We start from the raw sequence: 20035 nt of genomic DNA, 5'->3' as shown, positions 1-20035 counted from the left end.
ATGCCCCACTACACATGGATTGTGTTCTTGCTGGCGCTGTTGCTGTCGCCGAATGCCGCCGGCGTGAATCAGCACCCCCAGCAGGTGGATCCGCAACTGCGAGCCCTGTTGATGCAGGCGGTGTCCGAGGCGGACAGTTTCGCCGACGCCTTCGATGCTCAGGTCTGGCTGCTGGACATGTCCACCCGCATGCGCCGCTATATTCCCGACGAGGCGGAGCGGCTGCGGTTCCTGCGGCTGGTCCACCGCGAAGCCACCCGGGCCGGACTCAAGCCCGACCTGGTACTGGCAGTGATTCATGTGGAAAGCCTGTTCGACCGCTATGCGCTGTCCCGCGCCGGTGCCCAGGGCATCATGCAGGTGATGCCATTCTGGAAAGCCGAGCTGGGCCGACCGGATGACAACCTTATCGATCTGGCGACCAACCTGCGCTACGGCTGCACCATTCTCAAGTACTACCTGGACCTGGAAAAAGGCAATCTGCGCCGGGCCCTGGCCCGCTACAATGGCAGCCTCGGCAGCCACCGTTATCCGGACAAGGTACAGGACTACTGGTACCGTTTCTGGTACGTGAAGGACTGACTACTCCAGCACCGCCAGCAGGGTTTCCTCGGTCTGCGGGCCGGCCAGGCTGTGGCGCAGCGCGCCCTGCGGGTCGAACACGTAGGTGGTCGGCAGCACCTGCGGCCGCTCCAGCTTCATGCTCTGCTCGAAATCCTCACCCATTACCTGGAAACGGATGTCCATGCGCTCGGACAGCTCGCGCAGCTCCTCTCCCGCCACGCCGTCGAAATTGACCCCCAGCACCAGTACGTCGGGTCTGGTCTCGGCCAGCCGGTTGAACTCCGGCAGCTCATGCAGACAGGGCGCGCACCACTCCGCCCAGTAGTTCACCACTACCCAGCGGTCTTCAAGATCAGCCGGGGCCAGCGCTTCCCCGTGCTGATCCCGCCACTCCTCCGAGGTACAGCCACCCAGCATCAGGGCACCCGCCAGCAGCAACATCGAACCGAACTCTTTCATCCAACCTCCTCATTGACCGGCACTGCCCTGCCGTTACCTTTCAGCCAGCTGGCGAGACTGCCGGCCATCACATCACGCCGGCAATGCTCCAGGCGGGCCAGCGCCTCGCGCAGCGGCGGATACCACAGGTCGCTTTCACCCAGGGACACCGGCAGCGTGGACACCGGGGGCATGGCCTCGGGCAGCGCCTCCAGCACCTCAGCCAGCTCCATCTCCGCCGGGTCGCGGGTCAGCACGTAGCCGCCCTGCTGGGCACGGGCGATGATGCGCTGCGCCTCAAGCCACTCGGTCAGGTCCAGCCACAAATCCTCCGGCATGGCCCAGCCGGTGGCATTGACCATGGGCAGATCGACCACCCGCCCGTCCTTCTGCGCGTGCATGAATATCCGCAGCAGCGCCAGCAAACTGACCGGCCAGGGGTAGACGGAACGCTGCCAGGCCGCGCTGCTGCCCAGATTGCACACCAGCTCGGCACCGAACAGGATGATCATCCAGCTGACATAGATCCACAGCAGAAACAGCGGGAAGGTGGCGAAGGCGCCATAGATCAGCTGGAAACTCGGAAACAGCGCCACGTACAGCGCAAAGGACGCCTTGGCCCCCTCGAACAGCAGCGCCACCAGCACGCCGCCCGCCAGCCCGTGCTTCAGCCGCACCCGGGTATTGGGCACGGCAACATAGATCAGCGTGAACGCAGCGACGCTGAGCAGCAGCGGCAACCAGCGGAGCAGCTCGCGCCAGGCGGTGGCCAGCGCGGCGTCACCGGTAAGAAAGGACAGCGAAGCCAGATAGGTACTGACCACAAAGCCGGCGCCCAGCAACAGCGGCCCCAGGCTCAGCACGGCCCAGTACAGCAGAAAGCTCGACAGGCCGCGCCGCGGCTGGCGGATGCGCCAGATGGCGTTGAAGGATTTCTCGATATTCACCAGCATCAGGAAGGCGGTGACCATCAGCAACGCGACGCCGACACCGGTCAGCTGGCGCGCCTGCTCGGAAAACTCGCTGAGATAGTTGCGCAGCGCCGCACCGGTGGAGGGCACGAAGTTGTCGAAGATGAACGCCTCGATCTGGCCACCCACCTGGTTGAAGGCGGGAATGGCCGCCAGCATGGCGTAGGTCACCGTCATCACCGGCACCACGGCGAACAGGGTGGTGTAGGTCAGAGCCGCAGCGTTCTTCGGGCAATTGTCCTCACCGAAGCGGCGGAGCAGGTAACGGCAGAAATGAACCAGCCGTTGAAGTCGAGGTGGCATTCGGATCTGTTCCCGGTTCCCTGACAGCAGATGCTTTAGGGCTTAGAATAGCGGGCATACCCCGCATAAGCCACCGGCTTGGCGGCCCCGAGGATCTGATTGGAGATTGCCGTGTCCAGGGTCTGCATCTATCACAACCCCCGTTGTTCCAAATCCCGCCAGGCGCTGGCCCTGCTCGAACAGCAGGGTGATGAGCTTGAAGTGGTCGAATACATAGACAACCCGCCCGACAGCGCCACCCTCAGCGCCCTGCTCCAGCAACTGGGCATGTCCGCCCGGGATCTGATGCGCAAGGGTGAGGAGACCTACCGGGAGCTGAAGCTGGACAATCCGGACCTCAGTGAGGCCGAACTGGTACAGGCGATGGTCGACTATCCGCGCCTGATCGAACGCCCGATCGTCATCCGCGATGGCAAGGCCATCGTCGCCCGTCCGCCGGAGAAGGTCCTGGAGTTATACGCATGAGCGAACCCTACGCACTGGTGCTCTATTACAGCCACAACGGCGCCACCGCAAAAATGGCACGACTGATTGCCGAGGGCGTGGAGCAGGCCGGACTCGAGGCGCGGGTGCGCACCGTGCCCAAGGTCTCGACCGAAACCCGCGCCACCGCACCGGAAATCCCCGCCAGCGGTGCGGTGTACTGCACGGAAGACGACCTGAAGAACTGCTCGGCGCTGATCCTGGGCAGCCCGACCCGCTTCGGCAACATGGCGGCGCCATTGAAGTACTTCATTGATGGCACCAGCAGCCTGTGGCTGTCCGGCAGCCTGGCCGGCAAGCCGGCCGCCGTTTTCACCACCACCGCGAGCATGCATGGCGGTCAGGAGAGTACCCTGCTGTCGATGCAGCTGCCGCTGCTGCATCACGGCATGCTGCTGGTCGGCCTGCCCTACAGCGAAAGCGCACTGACCGAGACCCGGGGCGGCGGCACGCCCTACGGTGCCAGCCACCTGGCCGGCAGCGATGGCGCGCGCCCGCTGGATCAACATGAAAGCCTGCTGTGCCGTGCACTGGGCAAGCGGGTGGGCCTGATCACCCGTCAGCTGATGGCCGGAGCTGCGCATGTCCAGAGCTGACAAACCACTGCCGCCGCTGGACTTCCTGCTGCCGCGCATCCGCGTCAGCCGGGCGCTGGCCGCACTGGGTTATTTCGTGCTGCTGACCTGTCTGTTCATCTACAACGCCTTCATCGCCGACCTGCACGGGGCCAACCCGGTGGTGATCGTCAGCGTGCTGCTGATACCGCTGCTGATCTTCCTGCCCGGCATCCTCACCGGGCACGTGCGCACCCATGCCTGGCTGTGCTTTGCCATCAACCTGTACTTCATCTATGGGGTGCAAACCACCTTCGTGCCCGGCAAGCTGCTCTACGGCAGCGTTCTGGTAGGCAGCACGGTGCTGTATTTCATTGCGGCACTGGTGTACGTGCGCTGGAGCTATCAGGCGCAGCGGGTACGGGCTACCAGCCCATGACCCGCTTGACGAAGGGAATGGTCAGCCGGTGCTGGGCCTGCAGCGATGCCTGGTCCAGCTGCTCCAGCGCGGCGAACAGCTCGCCCATGCCCCGTGCACCCCGGCTGAGAATGTAGCGTGCCACCTCGTCGGGCAGCTGCAGACCGCGCTGCTCGGCACGCATCTTGAGCATCTGCTGCTTGCCCTCATCGTCCAGCGCCTGCAGCTGGAACACCAGCCCCCACCCCAACCGAGACACCAGATCCGGCAGCTGGAAACCCGCCACCCGGGGCGTCGCGGTGGCCGCCATCAGCAGGCGCCCCTCCCGCTGCTGGATGCGGTTGTAGACGTGGAACAGCGCCTCCTCCCACTCGGCATGGCCGGCGAGCACCTCAAGATCATCCAGACACAGCAGGTCGACCTCTTCCATGCCGTCCAGCAACTGCGCGCCGTGATCCATCAGTTCCGACAGCGGCAGGTACATCGCCAGGGCGCCGGCTTCGGCCATTCGGTGGCAGGCGGCCTGCAACAGGTGCGAACGGCCGCTGCCCGCAGCGCCCCAGAGGTAGACGCAGCGCTCCTCGGGGGTACGGGCCGGATCGGCAAGCTCCTGCAGCGCCGCCACCAGCGCGCCGTTTGGGCCGCCATAGTAATTGTCGAAGGTGGCTTCGTCCCTGAGCTTGATGCCCAGGGGCAGTTGCATGGGTTGGCCGCCGGACATCAGCTGCGTCCCGCCGGGACTGCCGCATTGCGCATCAGGCGTCCTTATCCGCGCCAGCGGAAATAGAGGGTGGGCATGGGCGGCTCTTCCGGCGCGGCGGGCTGTGCCTGTTCGGGCTCTTCCTGCAGCGTGGGCTCGGGACCGGCCTGCAACGGCACCTCGGCCGGCGCATCGACCGGCTCGTCGGAGGCGCTGAGTACCGGCGTTTCCGGCTCGGTTGCTGCCGACACCGGCTGTGCATCGACGTCCATCTGCGGTAGCGGTTCCGGCTCGACCACCGGCTCGGGAATGCGCTGCAATCGCATGTCCAGCGCCAGCATGCGCTCAAGCTGCTCTTCGGTACCGGGGAAGCTCACCTGCAGAAGCACGCGATCGCCATCGATCTCCAGCATCTGTGGCTGCTGCTGGGTGCCGAGCCTGCGCAGCATGCCGAGCAGGCCGGAGTAGGCAGCAACGCCATCCACGCCTTCCACATGCAACCGCCATTCGGTGTGCTCGCCGCCTGAAGCGGCAGGGATCGCGTACTGGTTGAAAATCCGCCCGGCCAATTCCTTCATCAGTTCATCCGCCGCCTGGGCAGCACTGCCACTGACCTTTCCGGAGCTGTGATCATCATTCAGCCACAGGTTCCACTGCAGTTCGGTGCTGTCATCGGAGCCGCTGGCAATCAGCGCCAGGGTGCCTTCGGCGGGGTAACGTTCGCTGGCTTCGAGCAGTTCCTCGGCGCTGGCCTGACGGATCACCTGTTCGTTGACCAGAGCCATGTCCTGCAGATCGCCCAGCGGGAAGCTCAGCGCCACGCCGCGATGCTGCGCGGCCTGTTTCAGCAGTAACGACTGGGGAGCGACAGGGCTGAGGGCTCTATCGCCCAGCTCGCCCGCCTCGATACCCCAGAGCACGATGCCGGGGCGGTTGGGGCCCAGCAGAGGTTGTCCGGACTGCTTGAGCACACGGGTAAGCGCATCCGGGTCGAACTGGATCCGCAGCTGGCCAGCTTCGGAGCTGCCGATGCGGCTCATGAAATCCTGCGGGGTCTGGAGTGCCCGGGCGACCGGCTCGCGCTTCAGGTCCACCTCGCTGCCGGCCAGGCGCTGCAGCATGACGACCATGGCGTCGCGCATTGCGTCGTCACGGCTCTGGCCCTCCTGCGGGGTCACCTGTACCTGATAGAGGTTATCCAGCACGGCAGCTGGGGCATGGGACGATGCCAGTATGGCGGTGCCCAACATAAGCGCGCGAAAGCCTTGCTTGAAGCCCATCAGAATTCCATTTGGTACGGTCATGAAGCGCATACATTAAACAAGCACCGCAGTGCCGGCAACCGCAGCCGCTCGAAGTGGTGGTCTGGGTGATGAGTTTGCTACACTAGCGCGCATTATCGCGATGCCGATTCTGCGTCCCATCGCCTCCTCTTCCTGATCATTCGAGACCCACGCATGAGTAGCCAAACGCCCTCCAAGCCCTCCATCAGTTACAAGGACGCCGGTGTCGATATCGATGCGGGCAACGCGCTTGTAGATCGTATCAAGCACGTCGCCAAGCGCACTGCGCGCCCTGAAGTCATGGGCGGTCTGGGCGGCTTCGGCGCCCTGTGCGAGATTCCGGCGGGTTACCGTCAGCCGGTGCTGGTGTCCGGAACCGACGGCGTCGGCACCAAGCTGCGACTGGCGATGGATCTGAACAAGCACGACCAGATCGGCATCGACCTCGTGGCCATGTGCGTCAACGACCTGGTGGTCTGCGGCGCCGAGCCGCTGTTTTTCCTTGATTACTACGCCACGGGCAAGCTGAATGTCGACGTCGCCGCCCAGGTGGTCACCGGCATCGGCGCAGGCTGCGAGCTGGCCGGCTGTGCGCTGGTCGGTGGTGAAACCGCCGAGATGCCCGGCATGTATGAAGGCGACGACTATGACCTGGCCGGCTTCTGCGTCGGCGTAGTGGAGAAATCCGAGATCATCGATGGCAGCAAGGTACAGCCCGGCGACGTGCTGCTGGCCCTGCCCTCCTCCGGCCCCCACTCCAACGGTTATTCGCTGATCCGCAAGATCATCGAGGTGGCCGGGGCCGACATCCAGAACGTCCAGCTCGACGGCCAGCCGCTGACCGACCTGCTGATGGCACCGACCCGCATCTACGTCAAGGCGCTGCTGCAGCTGATCCGCGAGACCGGTGCCGTCAAGGCCATGGCCCACATCACCGGCGGTGGCCTGCTGGAAAACATTCCGCGCGTGCTGCCCGAAGGCGCCAGCGCCAGCATCGACCTGGCCAGCTGGCAGCGTCCGGCTGTATTCGACTGGCTGCAGGAACAGGGCAACGTTGACGAAACCGAGATGCACCGGGTACTCAACTGCGGTGTAGGCATGGTCATCTGCGTCGGTGCCGACCAGGCCGAGCGCGCCATGAACGTGCTGCAACAGGCGGGCGAACAGCCCTGGGTCATCGGCAGCATCGAGCAGGGCGCAGCCAACGGCGAGGCCGTCGTACTGCGCAACGGCCGCTGATAGGTGGGCTGCCGCACCGTCATCCTGATCTCCGGATCAGGCAGTAACCTGCAGTCGTTCATTGATCGGCTGCATCCGGACCAGGCGAATATCGTTGCGGTGATCTCCAACCGCGCCGACGCGTTCGGGCTGCAGCGCGCAGCCCGGGCCGACATTGCCACTGCCATCCTCAGCCACCGGGACTTTCCGGACCGCGTCAGTTATGACCAGGCTCTGGCCGAGCTGATAGACAGCTATCAGCCGGAGCTGGTCATTCTCGCCGGCTTCATGCGCATCCTCACACCCGGGTTTGTCGCCCGTTACGAGGGGCGGCTGCTGAACATCCATCCGTCGCTGCTGCCCAAATACACCGGCCTGCACACCCATCAGCGGGCGCTGGAAGCCGGGGACAGTGAACATGGCGCCACGGTGCACTTCGTTACCGAAGAGCTCGATGGTGGCCCCGCCATCATGCAATCCCATGTTCCGGTATTGCCCGATGACAGCGTCGAGGCCCTCGCCGAACGGGTGCGTCAGACGGAACATTCCCTTTACCCGTTGGCGGCAAGCCTGTATATCAAAGGTCGACTGCGTCTGATTGATGGACGGGCATGCCTGGATGGCGCCCCGCTAGCGCCCAGCGGCTTACGGCTGGACCAATTCGAAACAGACATGCGAGGACACCGCAATGACTGACAAGCTCAACCCCCTTCGCTGGCTCATGGCCGCGGCCCTGGCCGTGGGCAGCAGCCTTGCCCTGGCGCAGCCGCTCACCCCCTTCACTGCCAGCTACGCGGCAGACATGAAGAGCGTTCCGGTCAATGGCGAAGCGGTCCACAGCCTGGAGCAGAACAGCGACGGGACCTGGGAACTGAAATTCCGCGCCAGCATGTTCGTGGCCCGGCTTACCGAAGAAAGCACCCTGACACTGGAAAGCGATCAGGTGGTACCGCTGAGATACCGTTACGAACGCAAGGGCCTGGGGCGCGGCCGCGAAACCGTACAGAACTTCGACTGGGCCGCCGGCGAGGTTCGTGGCGTACACAAGAAGGAAGAATTCACCCTGCCGACCCAGCCGGGTCTGCTGGACAAGACCACCTATCAGCTGGCCCTGCAGCGTGACCTCATGGCCGGCAAGACCGAGATGAGCTATCTGGTGGTCGATGGGGATGAGGTGGAGCAGTACCAGTTCCGCGTTACCGGCAACGAGCGGGTGACCACCCGCAACGGCCAGTTCGATGCGGTGGAGGTGGAACGGATACGCGAGCCCGATGCCAAGCGCGAAACCACCCTGTGGTTCGCCAGGGACTGGAACTACCTGCTGGTGCGCCTGAGCCAGATCGAAACCGACGGCCAGCATTACCAGATAGTCCTCAAGGAAGCGACGATGGATGGCGAACCGGTAGTAGGCACGCCGGTCGGCACCAACTAGGACCCCGGGCGCGCTTTGCGCGCCAATCGCGGCGAGGTCGCCGCTCCTACGGATGCGAGTTCTATGCACGGACGAGGCGCTCCTACGAATGCGTGGTCTATGCACGGACGAGGCGCTTGCGGATACGGGGTCTATGCACGGACGAGGCGCTCCTGCGGATACGGGGTCTATGCACGGACGAGGCGCTCCTGCGGATGCGTGGTCTATGCACAGATGGAGGCGCCTGCGGATGCGTGGTCTATGCACGGATGGAGGCGCCTGCGGAAAATGGGCTGTGCGTGCCCTTCGGAAGACGGCGCTGCTGTCTGATCTATGGGCGTTCCGTCCTCGGGGCGGTGGTCGGGGCTTCGGGCTGGCTGCGCACGCCATCGCGCCAGGGCCCTGCGGATGCGAGATCCTGGGGCCGTTGGGGCGGCGCTTCTGTGAAGCCGTTTGGCCGGGCCTGGTTTTTTTGTAGGAGCCCCGACCTCGGGGCGATAACGCGGCCAGGTCCGGGCACCATTCTCCCGGTACAGCTCATAGCAACGCCCAGCCCAGCAGCACCCCCACCTCCACCAGCTCGACCAGCGCACCGGCGGTATCACCGGTGGTACCACCCAGCCGCTCGCGCAGACAGTGCCGCACCACCCCCCATATCATCAGCGCCACCAGCAGCCCGATCAGTCCGGCCCAGCCGCACAGCAGCATCGCCAGCGCATGTGCCGCCAGCAGCGCCGGCAGACTGCGCCTGGGCATATATTCGCTCAGCACCTGCCCCATACCACCTGGCCGCACATAGGGCGTGGTAAGCAACAATAACGGCAATACCCAGCGGCCAAGCCAGGGGGCCAGCAACAGCACAAGCCATTGCTCCGCCTCCAGCAATGCCACGAGCGCGGCCCATTTCAGCAGCAACAGCAACACCAGGCTGATCACGCCGATCGGCCCGCAGGCCGGGTCCTTCATGATCGCCAGGGTGCGCTCACGGTCACCATAGCCCCCAACCCAGGCATCGGCGGTATCCGCCAGGCCATCCAGGTGCAGGCCGCCGCTGAGCCAGACCCAGAGCGCCAGCAACAGGGCCGCCTGCAGCGACACGGCGACGTCGCTGGTCACCGCATACCCGAGCAGCAGCAGACCGCCGATCAATAATCCGACAAGAGGGTACCAGAGCAGCGAGCGGCCGTTCTCATCCGCGGTTGGTACGCCCGGCAGGCGAACCGGCAGGCGTGTCAGAAACTGCAAGGCAATCAGCAGGGGCATTCGTGCAGCGCTCCCTTGGCATCCCGCTGCAGACGCAGCCGCTGGCCGTGCCCGACCTCAACCTGCAACAACTGCTCCCGGGGCAGCCCCCGGGCCCGGGCTGCGAGCAACCGCATCACTCCGCCGTGGGTTACCAGCAGCAGGTGCTGTCCGGCGTGGCGCTGATACAGCCCATCGATGGCAGCCATTACCCGCTGCTCGAACAGCTCCATCCGTTCTCCTCCAGGCGGAGTGAAGCCGTAGGGCGTTGCCCAGAAGCGACCCAGATCCTCAGCACATTCTTCCATCAGCTGCGCGGCATGGCGGCCTTCCCATTCACCGAAATGCAGCTCGCGCAGGTCCTCCTCCAGCACAAGCGGCAGGTGACAGTCCCTGGCCAGCTCGAAGGCGAAATCAGCGCAACGGCGCAACGGAGAACTGATGATTGCATCCCACTGACCGCCCTCACCGGCCGCCTGTCGCATCTGCTGCCAGCCAGCCGGTGTGAGCGGGTCATCCAGACTGCCGCGGAAGCCGCCGCCCAGTTCCGTCTCGCCATGGCGCAGGAGATCCAGCGTCAACATGCGGTGGGGTCGGCCGCCACTGCCGCCTCGGCAAAGGTAGCCATGCCGTTATGCAGAGCACAGGCCATGCGCAGCAGCGGCACCGCCGCCGCGGCACCGGTGCCCTCGCCCAGCCGCATGCCGACATCCAGCAGCGGCGCGCCAGCCAGACCGGCCAGCACCGCAGCATGGCCCGGTTCGGCACTGCGGTGGCCGAACAGCATCCAGTCCTGGCAGGACGGATTCAGCCTCACGGCGCAGAGCGCTGCGGTCGAGCAGATGAAGCCATCCACCAGCATCGGCAGGCCCTGCTGCGCTGCGGCCAGATAGGCGCCGGTGATGGCGGCAATTTCCAGCCCGCCGAGCCGGCGGAGAATATCCAGCGGGCCGGCGCAATGGGGTCGGTGCAGCCCCAGCGCCGCTTCGATCACCGCTGTCTTGTGCCGCAGGCCGTCAGCATTGAGGCCGGTACCGGGGCCGACCAGCTCGACCACCGGCCGCTCAAGCAGCAGGCTGGCCATGGCGCAGGCCGGGGTAGTATTGCCGATGCCCATTTCCCCGGCGATGAACAGCTGGGCGCCCTGCCCGACCGCATCCAGCACCGCCTGACGTCCGGCCAGCAGCGCCTGCTCGCACAGCTGCGGCGTCAGGGCCGGCTCGTGCAGCAGATTGGCGCTGCCCGGTGCGAGGTTCAGGTGGTGTACACCCGGCAGCGGCTCGATCGGCACTGCCAGCCCCAGATCACGCAGATCCAGTGTCGCGCCCAGCTCCCGAGCCATCACGCTGATTGCCGCCCCGCCGTTGGCAAAGTTGCGCAGCATCTGCCCGGTGACGGCCTGGGGCACGGTGGAGACGCCCTCCACCGCCACCCCATGATCCGCTGCAAACACGCTGATCCATACCCGCTGCAGCTGCGGTGCCGGGTCGCCCTGCAGGCCAGCCAGTTGAATTGCCACCCGCTCCAGCTGCCCCAGCGCGCCCTGCGGCTTGGTCAGCCGTGTCTGTCGCAGCCGGGCCTGCTGCTGCACCGCCGCATTGATCGGCGCTGCCACTTCCTGCCACCACTGTTCGCTCATCATCAATTCTCGTCAGTTACCCTTGAGTACCATCGGCAGGCCCGCCACACAGAACTGCACGCGATCGGCACGCCGGGCCAGCTCCTGATGCAGCCAGCCGGCCTCATCCACATAGCGCCGGCTCAGCTCACCGAGTGGCACCACGCCGAGGCCGGTTTCATTACTCACCATGATCAGCCGCCCGGGCAGGTTATCGAGTGTCTCAAGCAGTTGCTGACGCTCATCGTCCAGCCGCTGCGGGTTGTCATCAAGCAGCAGATTGGTCACCCAGAGGGTCAGGCAGTCGACCAGCAGGCAGCGCCCCGGCGCGGCCTGCTCGCGCAGCACCCTCGCCAGCTCAAGCGGCTCCTCTATCAGCCGCCAGTGGGCGGGCCGCTGTTCCTGGTGATGGCAAATGCGCTCGCGCATCTCATCGTCCAGCGGCTGGCTGGTGGCGACGTAGGTCACCTCCAGCCCCGAAGCTGATGCGAGCCGTTCGGCCAGCCGGCTCTTGCCGGAGCGCGCGCCGCCCAGTATGAGGTCGATCAAGAGGTTACCCCGCAAACAGGATGAAGCCCGCACCGACGCACGGCAGGGCAAAAGCAGTCGCGAGACTAGAATTTTTGAGAGGGTAAGTAAAGGCGGGGGGCAGCCAGAGGGGACATCGCGACGCCCGTGGGGCGCCGCAACGCAGTACGGATCAGCCGCGGAATGTCTCGCCGGCCTCGGCACGGCGGACCAGGCCAGCAGCCGGCTTCCAGAATTCGCCGCGCTCGGCTTCAAGCTGGCGGATCTGCTTCAGTACCTCATCCAGCCCCAGGCTGTCGGCATAGGCCATCGGCCCACCACGCTCGGCCGGGAAGCCGTAACCGAAGCGGTAAACACGGTCGATATCCTCGGCGCTCTCGGCAAAGCCTTCATCGAGAATGCGTGCACCCTCGTTGACCAGCGCCAGAATGCAGCGCTGCACGATTTCCTCATCACTCACGTCACGCTGGGTGTAGCCGGCTTCCTCGGCCACTTCGCGAGCCATCATGTCGGTTTCGGGGTCATGGATCGCCTGACGGCTGCCCGGCTCGTAGCGGTAGAAGCCATGGCCGCTCTTCTGACCGAAACGACCCATCTCGCACAGGCGGTTGTCCAGCCACACAATCGGCTCGCCGCGGCCCACACCCGCCAGCTGACGGGAGCGCCAGCCCAGGTCCACACCGACAACGTCATACATGCGGTACGGGCCCATGGCCATGCCGAAACCCTGCAGCGCCTGGTCGACCTGCCACGGCGTGGCCCCTTCGAGCACCACCTCACGGGACTGACGGGAATACATGGACAGCATGCGGTTGCCGATGAAGCCATGGCAGTTGCCAGCCAGCACCGCTTCCTTGCCGATCTTCTTGCCAACCGCCAGACAGGCGTCAAGCACGTCCTGGGCAGTGGCCTTGCCACGAACCACTTCAAGCAGCTTCATGATATGCGCCGGGCTGAAGAAGTGCAGGCCCAGCACCTGGGACGGACGCTGGGTAGCGGAGGCGATCTCATCGATATCCAGATAGGAGGTATTGGTGGCGAGGATGGCTGACGGCTTAACCGCCTTGTCCAGCTCGGCGAAGATGGTCTTCTTCAGATCCATGTTCTCGTAGACGGCTTCGACTACCAGATCGACGTCCGCCAGGTCCGCATAATCCTGGGTGGTGCTGATGCGGGCGATGCGCGCCTGCGCCTCGGCATCATCAAACCGCTCCTGGGCAACCGAACGCTTGTAGACGCTGGCGATTTCGGCCATGCCCTTTTCCAGCATCTCGGCATTCACGTCCAGCCAGACAACCGGATAACCGGCATTGGCGAAGTTCATGACAATGCCGCGGCCCATGGTACCGGCACCAATCACGCCTACCTTCCTGATGTCCTCGAATGAAGCCATGACAGTCGTTCTCCGTTTGAATTTGAGTGGGCCAATACATTACGCAAAAGGGCTGGGCGTGAGAATGGAAAAGCAGGGCATCGGGGGCATTCACGCTGTGAATGGTGTGGCTCTCCCCACAAACCCGTACAATCCCCCTCGCCGTAGTGTCGGATTTCCCGGTTCTCCATTGCTAAAAGTCGTTCAATGTTCAGATCCCGATGTCGTACCGTACTGGCAATCCTTGCCTGTGCCCTGTATCTGCCTTTCGTATCCGCCGCGCCCTCCAGTTTCGAGGCGGCCAAGACCCTCGCCCGCCAGCAGGTCTACCATGACCGCACGCACCAGGGCACTTTCTACTGCGGGTGCCAGTGGGACTGGGCCGGCCGCTCCGGTGGGGTGGTGAATCATCAGAGCTGCGGTTATCAGACCCGCGCCCAGGCCAACCGCGCTGCCCGTATTGAATGGGAGCACATCGTCCCTGCCTCGCTGTTCGGCCAGCAGCGCCAGTGCTGGCAACAGGGCGGGCGCGCCAACTGCAAGCGCACCGACCCCGTGTTCAACGCCATGGAAGCCAACCTGCACAACCTGACCCCGGCAGTTGGGGAGATCAATGCTGACCGCAGCAACTACCGCTTCGGCATGCTGCCGGGCAGCCCCTACCGCCATGGTCAGTGTGATTTCAGGGTGGAATTCAGTGAGCGCGTGGCGGAACCCCGCGATGAGGTGAAGGGACAGATCGCCCGCGTCTGGTTCTACATGCATGACCACTACGATCTGCGCATGTCGACCCAGCAGCAGCGCCTGCTGATGGCCTGGGACAAGCAGTTCGCACCGGGCAGCTGGGAGCGCGAGAGGGACCGGCGGATCAGCCGGCTCATGGGGCACGCCAACCCCTTCGTCACCGGTGACAGTCAGTGGACACTCAACCACCGCAACAGCCGCGCGGGCCTGGTCAGCAGCGTGGCGGCAGCCGCTTCGCCCGCGGCAGCTGAAACAGGCCGAATCAAAGGCAACCGGAACAGCAAGGTCTACCATCTGCCCGAGGGCTGCCCCGGTTACCGCCAGATAAGTGACAGGAACGTTCGCTGGTTCGACAGCGAGGCAGAAGCCCTGCGGCACGGTTACCGCAAGGCCGGCAACTGCCGCTGAGCGCGCTCAGTCCGACAGTTGCTTCTCGCCTTCGTCCTTGCCTTCGACAGAGAGGTGCTCGATGACGGCGTTCAGCTGGGCGCCCAGCAAAAGCACCGCGGCGGAAATGTAGAAATACAGCAGCAGCACGATGATGGCGCCGATGCTGCCATAGGTGGCGTTGTAGTCGGCAAAGTTCTGCACATAGATACCGAAGCCGAGCGACGCCGCCAGCCAGACCACCACCGCCACCGCCGAGCCCGGCGTGATGAAGCGGAAATCCTGCTCCACATCCGGCGTGGCGTAGTAGATCAGCGCGACGGCCAGCATCAGCAGCAGAATTGCCAGCGGCCAGCGGATCCAGGCCCAGACGGCGACCAGTATCTGCTCCATCCCGACCTGGTCGGCAATCCAGCCCATGACCTGCGGGCCCATGGTCATGAAGCCCGCGGCCAGCAGCATCATGAACGCCAGCCCTACCGTGTAGGCTACGGACAGCAACACCAGCTTCCAGCTCGGCCTGCTCTCCTCTACGGAGTAAACCTTGTTCATGGCGTTCATCAATGCGCGCACACCGATCGACGCCGTCCACAGCGCCAGCAGGATACCGAAGGACATCAGCCCGCCCTGGCTTCTCTGCAACTGGTCGATCACCGGGTCCACCTGCTGCATGGCCACCGGCGGCAGCGCCAGTGCCGCCTGCTCCCGTAACCAGTCGAAGAATGCTGGCAGATGCAGGAAACCCAGCAAGGCCATAAGAAACAGGATGAACGGAAAAACCGAAAACAGCGCTCGGTAGGCCAGCGCCGCCGCGTAGGTGGACAGGTCATTGTCACTGAAGTTGCGGGCGGTGCTCTTGAGCACCGTCCAGATACCGGCATCGCGCATTTGCAGAAACGACATGATCTTCCTCATATCCGTGCATTCAATTTTTCAGACGGCGCCGCCGGGCGAAAGTTTGCCTTTCGTTTTGCCGTCCTGCCGCTGCGGCTTACTTCCACCGGCGGTTGGCCTATGCTGTGGGCTGCCAAAAACGATCAACTACAGGAGCAAGCCGATGATCAAATCCCGCGGCTACGCTGCGCACAGCGGCGACCAACCCTTGCAACCCTTCGAGTTCGAACGGCGCTCGCCGGGCGAAGGTGATGTGCAGATCGACATCCTCTACTGCGGAGTCTGCCATTCCGACCTGCATACCGCACGCAACGAGTGGGGCAACACCCTGTTCCCTTCGGTACCGGGGCACGAGATCGTCGGGCGGGTCAGCGCAGTCGGCAGTGGGGTCGACAGGTTCAAGGTGGGGGACCTGGTTGGCGTGGGCTGCATGATCGACAGCTGCCAGCACTGCTCGCCCTGCGCAGAAGGGCTGGAGCAGTACTGCGACAACGGCTTTACCGGTACCTATAACGGTCACGCCTTCGGCGGCCGGGAAAACACCTATGGCGGTTATGCCGACAACATCGTCGTGCGTCAGGAGTTCGTGCTGCGCATCAGCCATACCGAGAATCTGGCCGCCGTTGCGCCTCTGCTCTGTGCCGGCATCACCACCTATTCGCCGCTGCGCCACTGGAGCGTCGGCCCCGGGCAGAACGTGGGCGTGGTCGGTCTGGGCGGTCTGGGTCACATGGGCATCAAGATCGCCCGCGCCATGGGCGCGAAGGTCGTGCTGATCACCACCTCACCCGGCAAACGCGAAGATGCCCTGCGCCTGGGTGCCCACGAGGTTATCATCTCCTCGGATCCGCAACAGATGGCGGCAGCGGCAAACAGCCTGGACTTCATCCTCAACACCGTGGCCGCTCCCCATGACCTCAACGCCCTGCTCTCGCTGCTCCGGCGTGACGGCACCATGACCCTGGTCGGCGCTCCGGCGGAGCCGCATCCCTCCCCGGACGTGTTCCACCTGCTGTTCAAGCGCCGCAAGCTGGCCGGCTCGCTGATCGGCGGCATTGCCGAAACCCAGGAAATGCTCGACTTCTGCGCTGAGCACAACATCGTCTCGGACATCGAGATGATTCCGATCCAGCAGATCAACGAGGCTTATGAGCGGATGCTCAAGGGAGACGTGCGGTACCGCTTTGTGATCGACATGGGCAGCCTGAACGGCTGAACCACTGCGCGCGGAATGGCCCGCGCGCATTTCTCATACTTCGCCGCGGATGTACTGCTCAAGCTGGCGGATGAGCTGTTCCTGCTCCGCGATGGTTTCCTTGACCAGGTCACCGATGGATACCAGACCGATCAGCTCGCCGCCGTCCAGTACCGGCAGGTGACGCAGGTGACGATCGGTGATCAGCGACAGGCACTCGGACACGCCCTGTTTCGAGTTCACGGTGATCACCGGGCTGCTCATGATCTCGCGCACCGTGGTGCCTACCGAGGCGCGGCCCTTGAGAACGCACTTGCGCGCATAGTCACGCTCACTGATCACGCCCACCACCTTGCCGTTCTCGGTTACCGGCAGGGCACCGATGTTGTTGTCAGCCATCTTCTGCAATGCGCTGAGTACCGTATCGTCCGCATCGATGGTGAACACCTCTTTGATTTTCTTGCTTTGTATTATCTGTGCCACCGTTTTCATTCCACACTCCTTTATGCAAACCCAGCGATGAATAGATGCAAGAATTGACCAGATAGCTGCACAACGCAATATCGTAACCCGATCGGGTCGATAGAGACCGCCTCTCAGGACCGACCCGGACAATCCGTCGCAGGCCGCGTTTCGCTGCGGCGATCCAGCTTGATGACCTGCCGGCACCGCAACCGTCCGAACATGTCCCGGCTGTCGTAGTCTGCATACTCCAGCCGGCTCACCGGCAGTTCCACCTGCCGCGTGCCGGTTACCGCGTCCAACCTCCGGCGCAGCTCGGCGGCACCGAGCTGCCGGCGGTACAGCCCCAGCGTCACATGCGGCACATAAGGCCCGAAGCGGACCTCCCGGCCACCCTCGCCCAGTGCCTCTCGCCAGCTGCTGAGCTGACCATCCGGGTCGCCGACCCGCAGGTAGGCCGCACTGGCGAAACTGTCCGGCACGCCGATCTGCAGACTGCATGCCGGAGGCTGCAGGCGCTGTAACGCAGCCATCTGCCGCGCCAGCTGGTCGGCGGTGAAGTCATCATCATGCACCCGCTCCGGCTGCTCGAAGCCGCAGACAAACACCGTCAGGTGCGGTTGTCGCCGGGTCGGGTGCAGCAGGTCGCTCAACTGCTCGGTAACCTGCTCCACATACCCCAGCACCCGCGGGCAGTCGATCGGCACCATCCAGATACCGTAGCGGCTGCGCCCCTTGTGCCATTCGGGATAATCATGCGGCTGCGCCACCAGCGTAGCGGAAAAGGGGAAGCCTGAAGCAGTCGTCAGCATGCCGTTGCGCCTGAAATCACGGCCCGCCAGTATGCCAAGCACGGCAGCCGGAACCAAACCCGCACTGGCACTTTGCCGGCCGTCCTTGATATTCAGCGCCCTTAGGCATACCATCGCCCCGCTATTTCATGCTGGTGCGCCTGTTGAATTCAGGCGTGAAACGGAAAGTCGGTGCGCTCGCCCTGCTGGCGAACAATCCCGACACTGCCCCCGCAACGGTAATTGACCCCGATCCCGGATCGGCGTCCGCTCGATGACCACTGTGCCGCAGGCATGGGAAGGTGAGCGGATGGGTGTCAAGAGTCCGGAGGCCGGCCCGCATGCAATGTCGACTGGTGTTGCGGAGGGCGGCACCGTCAAGTGCCGCCGGCTGTTTTACATTATCCGTTTTCACCCGCCTGCACTTGCTTACCTGCCCTCCTCGAAAGTCTTACCGACCTTTTGAGGATACTCATGAAACTGTCCCGTATTGCCCTGTCTGTAGCGCTGGCCCCCGGCCTGGCGCTGGCCCAGCCCGCCTCCCATGAAGAGGCCCTGAAACTCTCCGATACCCTGATCACCGCCAACCGTGACGTTGAGCAGCGTGCTGACAGCAGCGCTGCCAGCACCGTATTCACCCGGGCGGACATCGAGCGGTTGCGCCCGGCCAGCGTGCCGCACCTGCTGACCCAGGTACCCGGCGTGCAGGTCGCCAACTATGGTGGCCGCGGCGCCGCCATCGGCCTGTATATCCGCGGCACCAGCACCTCCCAGACGCTGGTACTGATCGATGGCGTGCGGGCCGGCTCGGCCACCGCCGGCGGCGCGGCCCTGCAGTTTCTCAGCGTGGACCAGATTGAGCGGATCGAAGTGCTGCGCGGCTCGCGCTCGGCCATCCACGGTGCCGACGCCATGGGCGGGGTGATCCAGATCTTCACCCGGCGCGGCGAAAGCGAAGGCCTGCACCCTTATGCCCGCCTGGCTGCCGGCAGCGACAGCACCTTCGAACGCACGCTGGGCATTTCCGGCGGCAACGGCCGTACCCGTTTCAATCTTTCGGCCGGGCTGGATGAAACTGCCGGCATCGACCGCACTCGCACCTCCTACGCCAGCGATGCGGACCACGATGCCTACCGCAACCGCTCACTGGCCCTGAGCCTGAGCCATGAATTCACTGACACGCTGGAAGCGGGCTTCACCCTGATCGACCAGCGCGGCACCAACGAGATCGACAACCCCTTCGGCCGCTGGGACCCGAACACCTTTACCTCCCACCCCGCCGCGCCCTATGACGAGTACAGCCTCAGCACCACCACACTCTGGCTGGACGGGCGCATCAACGACATCTGGCGCAGCCGGATCGAGGCCGGCCACAGCGAGGACAAGCAGGAGAACTTCGACAAGCTGTTCCCCGGCAGCACCGTAAACAACACCTACCGCGACTCGGTCAACTGGCTCAACACCCTGACCCTGGGCGGCGGCCACAGCCTGCGCCTGGGGCTGGATTACCTGGACGACAAGGTGCGCAGTAACAACGCCTATGCTATCGGCAGCCGGGACAACAAGGCGGCATTCATCCAGCATACCTATCAGGGTGCGCGCTTCGGCACCGAGCTGGGCATGCGCCATGACGACAACGAGCAGTTCGGCACCGAGAACACGTTCAACGGCGCGGTAAGCTACCACCTGAACGCGGACAACCAGTTGATCCTGTCCTACTCCGAGGGCTTTCGCGTACCCACCTTCGCCGACCTCTACTGGCCCTGGGACGCCGGCTACCAGGGCAACCCGAACCTGACCCCGGAAAAATCCCGCAGCTACGAGCTGCAGTGGCGCAGCCAGCTGGGCCCCACCACCGAACTGGAGGCCTCGCTCTACCGCACCGACTTCCGCGACCTGATCGTCTACGTCTCTGACCCGGTCACCTGGGAGGCGACCATGGAGAACGTCAACCGGGCCCGGGTCAATGGCTTTGAAGCCACCCTCAAGCAGGAGCTGTTCGGCTGGCAGGGTGAACTGGGCATCAGCCTCATCGACCCGCGGGACCGCGAGACCGGTCACACCAGTCCCAACCGCGCCCGCCGCACGGCGGTGCTCAATCTGGACCGCGCCTTCGGCGATGTTTCCGTGGGCGCCACCTTCACCGCGGTCAGCAGCAGCTACGCCAATGCCGCCAATACCTCGGAGCTGCCGGGTTACGGTATCCTCGACCTGCGCGCCGCCTGGCAGGCAAGTGAGGAAGTGGCCTTCGACCTGAAGCTGGCCAACGTGCTGGACAAGGATTACAGCCGACTGGTGTACAGCCACAACGGGCAGGAATACGGCTACCAGGAAATGCCCTTTACCGCCATGCTGGGCGTCACCTGGACCCCCAACCTCTGACCACCATGACCAGACAGCACTCTCCTCAGCCTCCGGCTGGACGCCACCCCACCCCGCCCCCGCGCACTGGGGTAACG

At 64.4% G+C, this 20035-nt stretch carries 22 protein-coding genes and 1 riboswitch; of the genes, 10 read left to right on the top strand and 12 right to left on the bottom strand.

Annotated features, from left to right (window positions below; translation table 11 throughout):
- Entirely contained in the window at positions 1–582 is a 582-nt protein-coding gene (locus IEW63_RS02625) for a lytic transglycosylase domain-containing protein (protein ID WP_188635030.1), read from the top strand.
- Here the strand turns inward: IEW63_RS02625 and IEW63_RS02620 are convergent, their stop codons facing one another.
- Both IEW63_RS02620 and IEW63_RS02615 read right to left on the bottom strand, forming a co-directional pair.
- Positions 583–1023: a TlpA family protein disulfide reductase gene (locus tag IEW63_RS02620; protein WP_229710294.1), complete on the bottom strand. Its 441-nt coding sequence runs from the start codon at positions 1021–1023 to the stop codon at positions 583–585.
- Positions 1020–2276, bottom strand: a complete 1257-nt coding sequence (locus IEW63_RS02615; protein WP_188635029.1) for a YihY family inner membrane protein — start codon at positions 2274–2276, stop codon at positions 1020–1022. Before IEW63_RS02615 ends, IEW63_RS02620 begins: the two co-directional genes overlap by 4 nt.
- 111 nt (positions 2277–2387) lie before the next feature.
- On the opposite strand from IEW63_RS02615, the gene arsC reads away from it, so the two are divergent.
- From arsC to IEW63_RS02600, 3 genes are read left to right on the top strand one after another with little or no spacing between them, the layout of a single operon-like run.
- A complete protein-coding gene (gene arsC / locus IEW63_RS02610) occupies positions 2388–2741 on the top strand; it encodes an arsenate reductase (glutaredoxin) (RefSeq protein ID WP_188635028.1) in 354 nt (117 codons plus the stop codon).
- Complete coding sequence (gene wrbA / locus IEW63_RS02605; protein WP_188635027.1) at positions 2738–3355, top strand: NAD(P)H:quinone oxidoreductase; 618 nt, start codon at positions 2738–2740, stop codon at positions 3353–3355. The genes arsC and wrbA overlap by 4 nt, the downstream gene beginning before the upstream one ends.
- Positions 3342–3752 (top strand): DUF2069 domain-containing protein, encoded by a 411-nt coding sequence (locus tag IEW63_RS02600; RefSeq protein ID WP_188635026.1) that lies wholly within the window; start codon positions 3342–3344, stop codon positions 3750–3752. Before wrbA ends, IEW63_RS02600 begins: the two co-directional genes overlap by 14 nt.
- Here IEW63_RS02600 and hda read toward each other — a convergent pair.
- Complete coding sequence (gene hda / locus IEW63_RS02595) at positions 3739–4434, bottom strand: DnaA regulatory inactivator Hda (protein WP_229710293.1); 696 nt, start codon at positions 4432–4434, stop codon at positions 3739–3741. The two genes, IEW63_RS02600 and hda, sit on opposite strands and share 14 nt — an antisense overlap.
- A gap of 62 nt (positions 4435–4496) precedes the next feature.
- Entirely contained in the window at positions 4497–5711 is a 1215-nt protein-coding gene (locus tag IEW63_RS02590; protein ID WP_188635024.1) for a DUF2066 domain-containing protein, read from the bottom strand.
- A gap of 177 nt (positions 5712–5888) precedes the next feature.
- On the opposite strand from IEW63_RS02590, the gene purM reads away from it, so the two are divergent.
- From purM to IEW63_RS02575, 3 genes are read left to right on the top strand one after another with little or no spacing between them, the layout of a single operon-like run.
- On the top strand, positions 5889–6953 hold the full coding sequence (gene purM / locus IEW63_RS02585; protein WP_188635023.1) for a phosphoribosylformylglycinamidine cyclo-ligase: 1065 nt from the start codon (positions 5889–5891) through the stop codon (positions 6951–6953).
- 3 nt (positions 6954–6956) lie between these two features.
- The gene (gene purN, locus IEW63_RS02580) at positions 6957–7628 is read left to right on the top strand and encodes a phosphoribosylglycinamide formyltransferase (RefSeq protein WP_188635022.1); all 672 of its coding nucleotides are present in this window, start codon (positions 6957–6959) and stop codon (positions 7626–7628) included.
- Complete coding sequence (locus IEW63_RS02575) at positions 7621–8364, top strand: DUF3108 domain-containing protein (protein WP_373288199.1); 744 nt, start codon at positions 7621–7623, stop codon at positions 8362–8364. Before purN ends, IEW63_RS02575 begins: the two co-directional genes overlap by 8 nt.
- A gap of 516 nt (positions 8365–8880) precedes the next feature.
- Here the strand turns inward: IEW63_RS02575 and IEW63_RS02570 are convergent.
- The 5 genes from IEW63_RS02570 to IEW63_RS02550 all read right to left on the bottom strand — a co-directional run bounded on the left by IEW63_RS02570 (position 8881) and on the right by IEW63_RS02550 (position 13124).
- Positions 8881–9606 carry an adenosylcobinamide-GDP ribazoletransferase gene (locus tag IEW63_RS02570; protein WP_188635021.1) on the bottom strand — a complete coding sequence of 242 codons (726 nt, stop codon included), beginning with the start codon at positions 9604–9606 and terminating at the stop codon, positions 8881–8883.
- Complete coding sequence (locus tag IEW63_RS02565) at positions 9594–10169, bottom strand: histidine phosphatase family protein (protein WP_188635020.1); 576 nt, start codon at positions 10167–10169, stop codon at positions 9594–9596. The genes IEW63_RS02570 and IEW63_RS02565 overlap by 13 nt, the downstream gene beginning before the upstream one ends.
- Positions 10163–11224 carry a nicotinate-nucleotide--dimethylbenzimidazole phosphoribosyltransferase gene (gene cobT, locus IEW63_RS02560; RefSeq protein ID WP_188635537.1) on the bottom strand — a complete coding sequence of 354 codons (1062 nt, stop codon included), beginning with the start codon at positions 11222–11224 and terminating at the stop codon, positions 10163–10165. Before cobT ends, IEW63_RS02565 begins: the two co-directional genes overlap by 7 nt.
- Positions 11225–11236: 12 nt before the next feature.
- A complete protein-coding gene (cobU, locus tag IEW63_RS02555) occupies positions 11237–11752 on the bottom strand; it encodes a bifunctional adenosylcobinamide kinase/adenosylcobinamide-phosphate guanylyltransferase (protein WP_188635019.1) in 516 nt (171 codons plus the stop codon).
- A 151-nt stretch (positions 11753–11903) separates the two neighbouring features.
- Positions 11904–13124, bottom strand: coding sequence for a 3-hydroxyacyl-CoA dehydrogenase (locus IEW63_RS02550; protein ID WP_188635018.1), 1221 nt, complete (start codon positions 13122–13124; stop codon positions 11904–11906).
- Positions 13125–13310: 186 nt separating this feature from the next.
- On the opposite strand from IEW63_RS02550, the gene IEW63_RS02545 reads away from it, so the two are divergent.
- Positions 13311–14255 (top strand): endonuclease, encoded by a 945-nt coding sequence (locus IEW63_RS02545; protein WP_188635017.1) that lies wholly within the window; start codon positions 13311–13313, stop codon positions 14253–14255.
- A gap of 6 nt (positions 14256–14261) precedes the next feature.
- Here IEW63_RS02545 and IEW63_RS02540 read toward each other — a convergent pair whose 3' ends face one another.
- On the bottom strand, positions 14262–15137 hold the full coding sequence (locus tag IEW63_RS02540; RefSeq protein ID WP_188635016.1) for a YihY/virulence factor BrkB family protein: 876 nt from the start codon (positions 15135–15137) through the stop codon (positions 14262–14264).
- Positions 15138–15291: 154 nt separating this feature from the next.
- On the opposite strand from IEW63_RS02540, the gene IEW63_RS02535 reads away from it, so the two are divergent.
- Entirely contained in the window at positions 15292–16344 is a 1053-nt protein-coding gene (locus tag IEW63_RS02535; protein ID WP_188635015.1) for an NAD(P)-dependent alcohol dehydrogenase, read from the top strand.
- Between the two features lie 33 nt (positions 16345–16377).
- Here the strand turns inward: IEW63_RS02535 and IEW63_RS02530 are convergent, their stop codons facing one another.
- Positions 16378–16815, bottom strand: coding sequence for a CBS domain-containing protein (locus tag IEW63_RS02530; RefSeq protein ID WP_188635014.1), 438 nt, complete (start codon positions 16813–16815; stop codon positions 16378–16380).
- Between the two features lie 104 nt (positions 16816–16919).
- Complete coding sequence (locus IEW63_RS02525) at positions 16920–17597, bottom strand: 2'-5' RNA ligase family protein (RefSeq protein WP_188635013.1); 678 nt, start codon at positions 17595–17597, stop codon at positions 16920–16922.
- A gap of 115 nt (positions 17598–17712) precedes the next feature.
- Positions 17713–17931, top strand: a riboswitch (cobalamin riboswitch).
- A 119-nt stretch (positions 17932–18050) separates the two neighbouring features.
- Between IEW63_RS02525 and IEW63_RS02520 the strand changes: the two genes are divergently transcribed.
- Positions 18051–19958, top strand: a complete 1908-nt coding sequence (locus IEW63_RS02520; RefSeq protein WP_188635012.1) for a TonB-dependent receptor domain-containing protein — start codon at positions 18051–18053, stop codon at positions 19956–19958.
- The last annotated feature ends 77 nt before the right edge of the window (positions 19959–20035 follow it).

Origin of the sequence: Halopseudomonas pertucinogena (assembly GCF_014646575.1) — a bacterium.
Taxonomy (GTDB): Bacteria; Pseudomonadota; Gammaproteobacteria; order Pseudomonadales; family Pseudomonadaceae; genus Halopseudomonas; species Halopseudomonas pertucinogena.
The sequence above is the reverse complement of the archived record's forward strand: the minus strand, read 5'-3'. Positions and strand labels throughout refer to the sequence as shown.

Excerpts from the sequence above, each read along its gene's own strand:
- IEW63_RS02545 (WP_188635017.1), top strand. The coding sequence starts at position 13,311 with ATGTTCAGATCCCGATGTCGTACCGTACTGGCAATCCTTGCCTGTGCC.
- IEW63_RS02565 (WP_188635020.1), bottom strand. The coding sequence starts at position 10,169 with ATGTTGACGCTGGATCTCCTGCGCCATGGCGAGACGGAACTGGGCGGC.
- IEW63_RS02530 (WP_188635014.1), bottom strand. The coding sequence starts at position 16,815 with ATGAAAACGGTGGCACAGATAATACAAAGCAAGAAAATCAAAGAGGTG.
- IEW63_RS02550 (WP_188635018.1), bottom strand. The coding sequence starts at position 13,124 with ATGGCTTCATTCGAGGACATCAGGAAGGTAGGCGTGATTGGTGCCGGT.
- IEW63_RS02625 (WP_188635030.1), top strand. The coding sequence starts at position 1 with ATGCCCCACTACACATGGATTGTGTTCTTGCTGGCGCTGTTGCTGTCG.
- IEW63_RS02615 (WP_188635029.1), bottom strand. The coding sequence starts at position 2,276 with ATGCCACCTCGACTTCAACGGCTGGTTCATTTCTGCCGTTACCTGCTC.
- IEW63_RS02590 (WP_188635024.1), bottom strand. The coding sequence starts at position 5,711 with ATGGGCTTCAAGCAAGGCTTTCGCGCGCTTATGTTGGGCACCGCCATA.
- IEW63_RS02600 (WP_188635026.1), top strand. The coding sequence starts at position 3,342 with ATGTCCAGAGCTGACAAACCACTGCCGCCGCTGGACTTCCTGCTGCCG.
- IEW63_RS02520 (WP_188635012.1), top strand. The coding sequence starts at position 18,051 with ATGAAACTGTCCCGTATTGCCCTGTCTGTAGCGCTGGCCCCCGGCCTG.
- cobT (WP_188635537.1), bottom strand. The coding sequence starts at position 11,224 with ATGAGCGAACAGTGGTGGCAGGAAGTGGCAGCGCCGATCAATGCGGCG.
- IEW63_RS02575 (WP_373288199.1), top strand. The coding sequence starts at position 7,621 with ATGACTGACAAGCTCAACCCCCTTCGCTGGCTCATGGCCGCGGCCCTG.
- purM (WP_188635023.1), top strand. The coding sequence starts at position 5,889 with ATGAGTAGCCAAACGCCCTCCAAGCCCTCCATCAGTTACAAGGACGCC.
- IEW63_RS02540 (WP_188635016.1), bottom strand. The coding sequence starts at position 15,137 with ATGTCGTTTCTGCAAATGCGCGATGCCGGTATCTGGACGGTGCTCAAG.
- hda (WP_229710293.1), bottom strand. The coding sequence starts at position 4,434 with ATGCAACTGCCCCTGGGCATCAAGCTCAGGGACGAAGCCACCTTCGAC.
- IEW63_RS02525 (WP_188635013.1), bottom strand. The coding sequence starts at position 17,597 with ATGCTGACGACTGCTTCAGGCTTCCCCTTTTCCGCTACGCTGGTGGCG.
- IEW63_RS02620 (WP_229710294.1), bottom strand. The coding sequence starts at position 1,023 with ATGAAAGAGTTCGGTTCGATGTTGCTGCTGGCGGGTGCCCTGATGCTG.
- IEW63_RS02535 (WP_188635015.1), top strand. The coding sequence starts at position 15,292 with ATGATCAAATCCCGCGGCTACGCTGCGCACAGCGGCGACCAACCCTTG.
- IEW63_RS02570 (WP_188635021.1), bottom strand. The coding sequence starts at position 9,606 with ATGCCCCTGCTGATTGCCTTGCAGTTTCTGACACGCCTGCCGGTTCGC.
- wrbA (WP_188635027.1), top strand. The coding sequence starts at position 2,738 with ATGAGCGAACCCTACGCACTGGTGCTCTATTACAGCCACAACGGCGCC.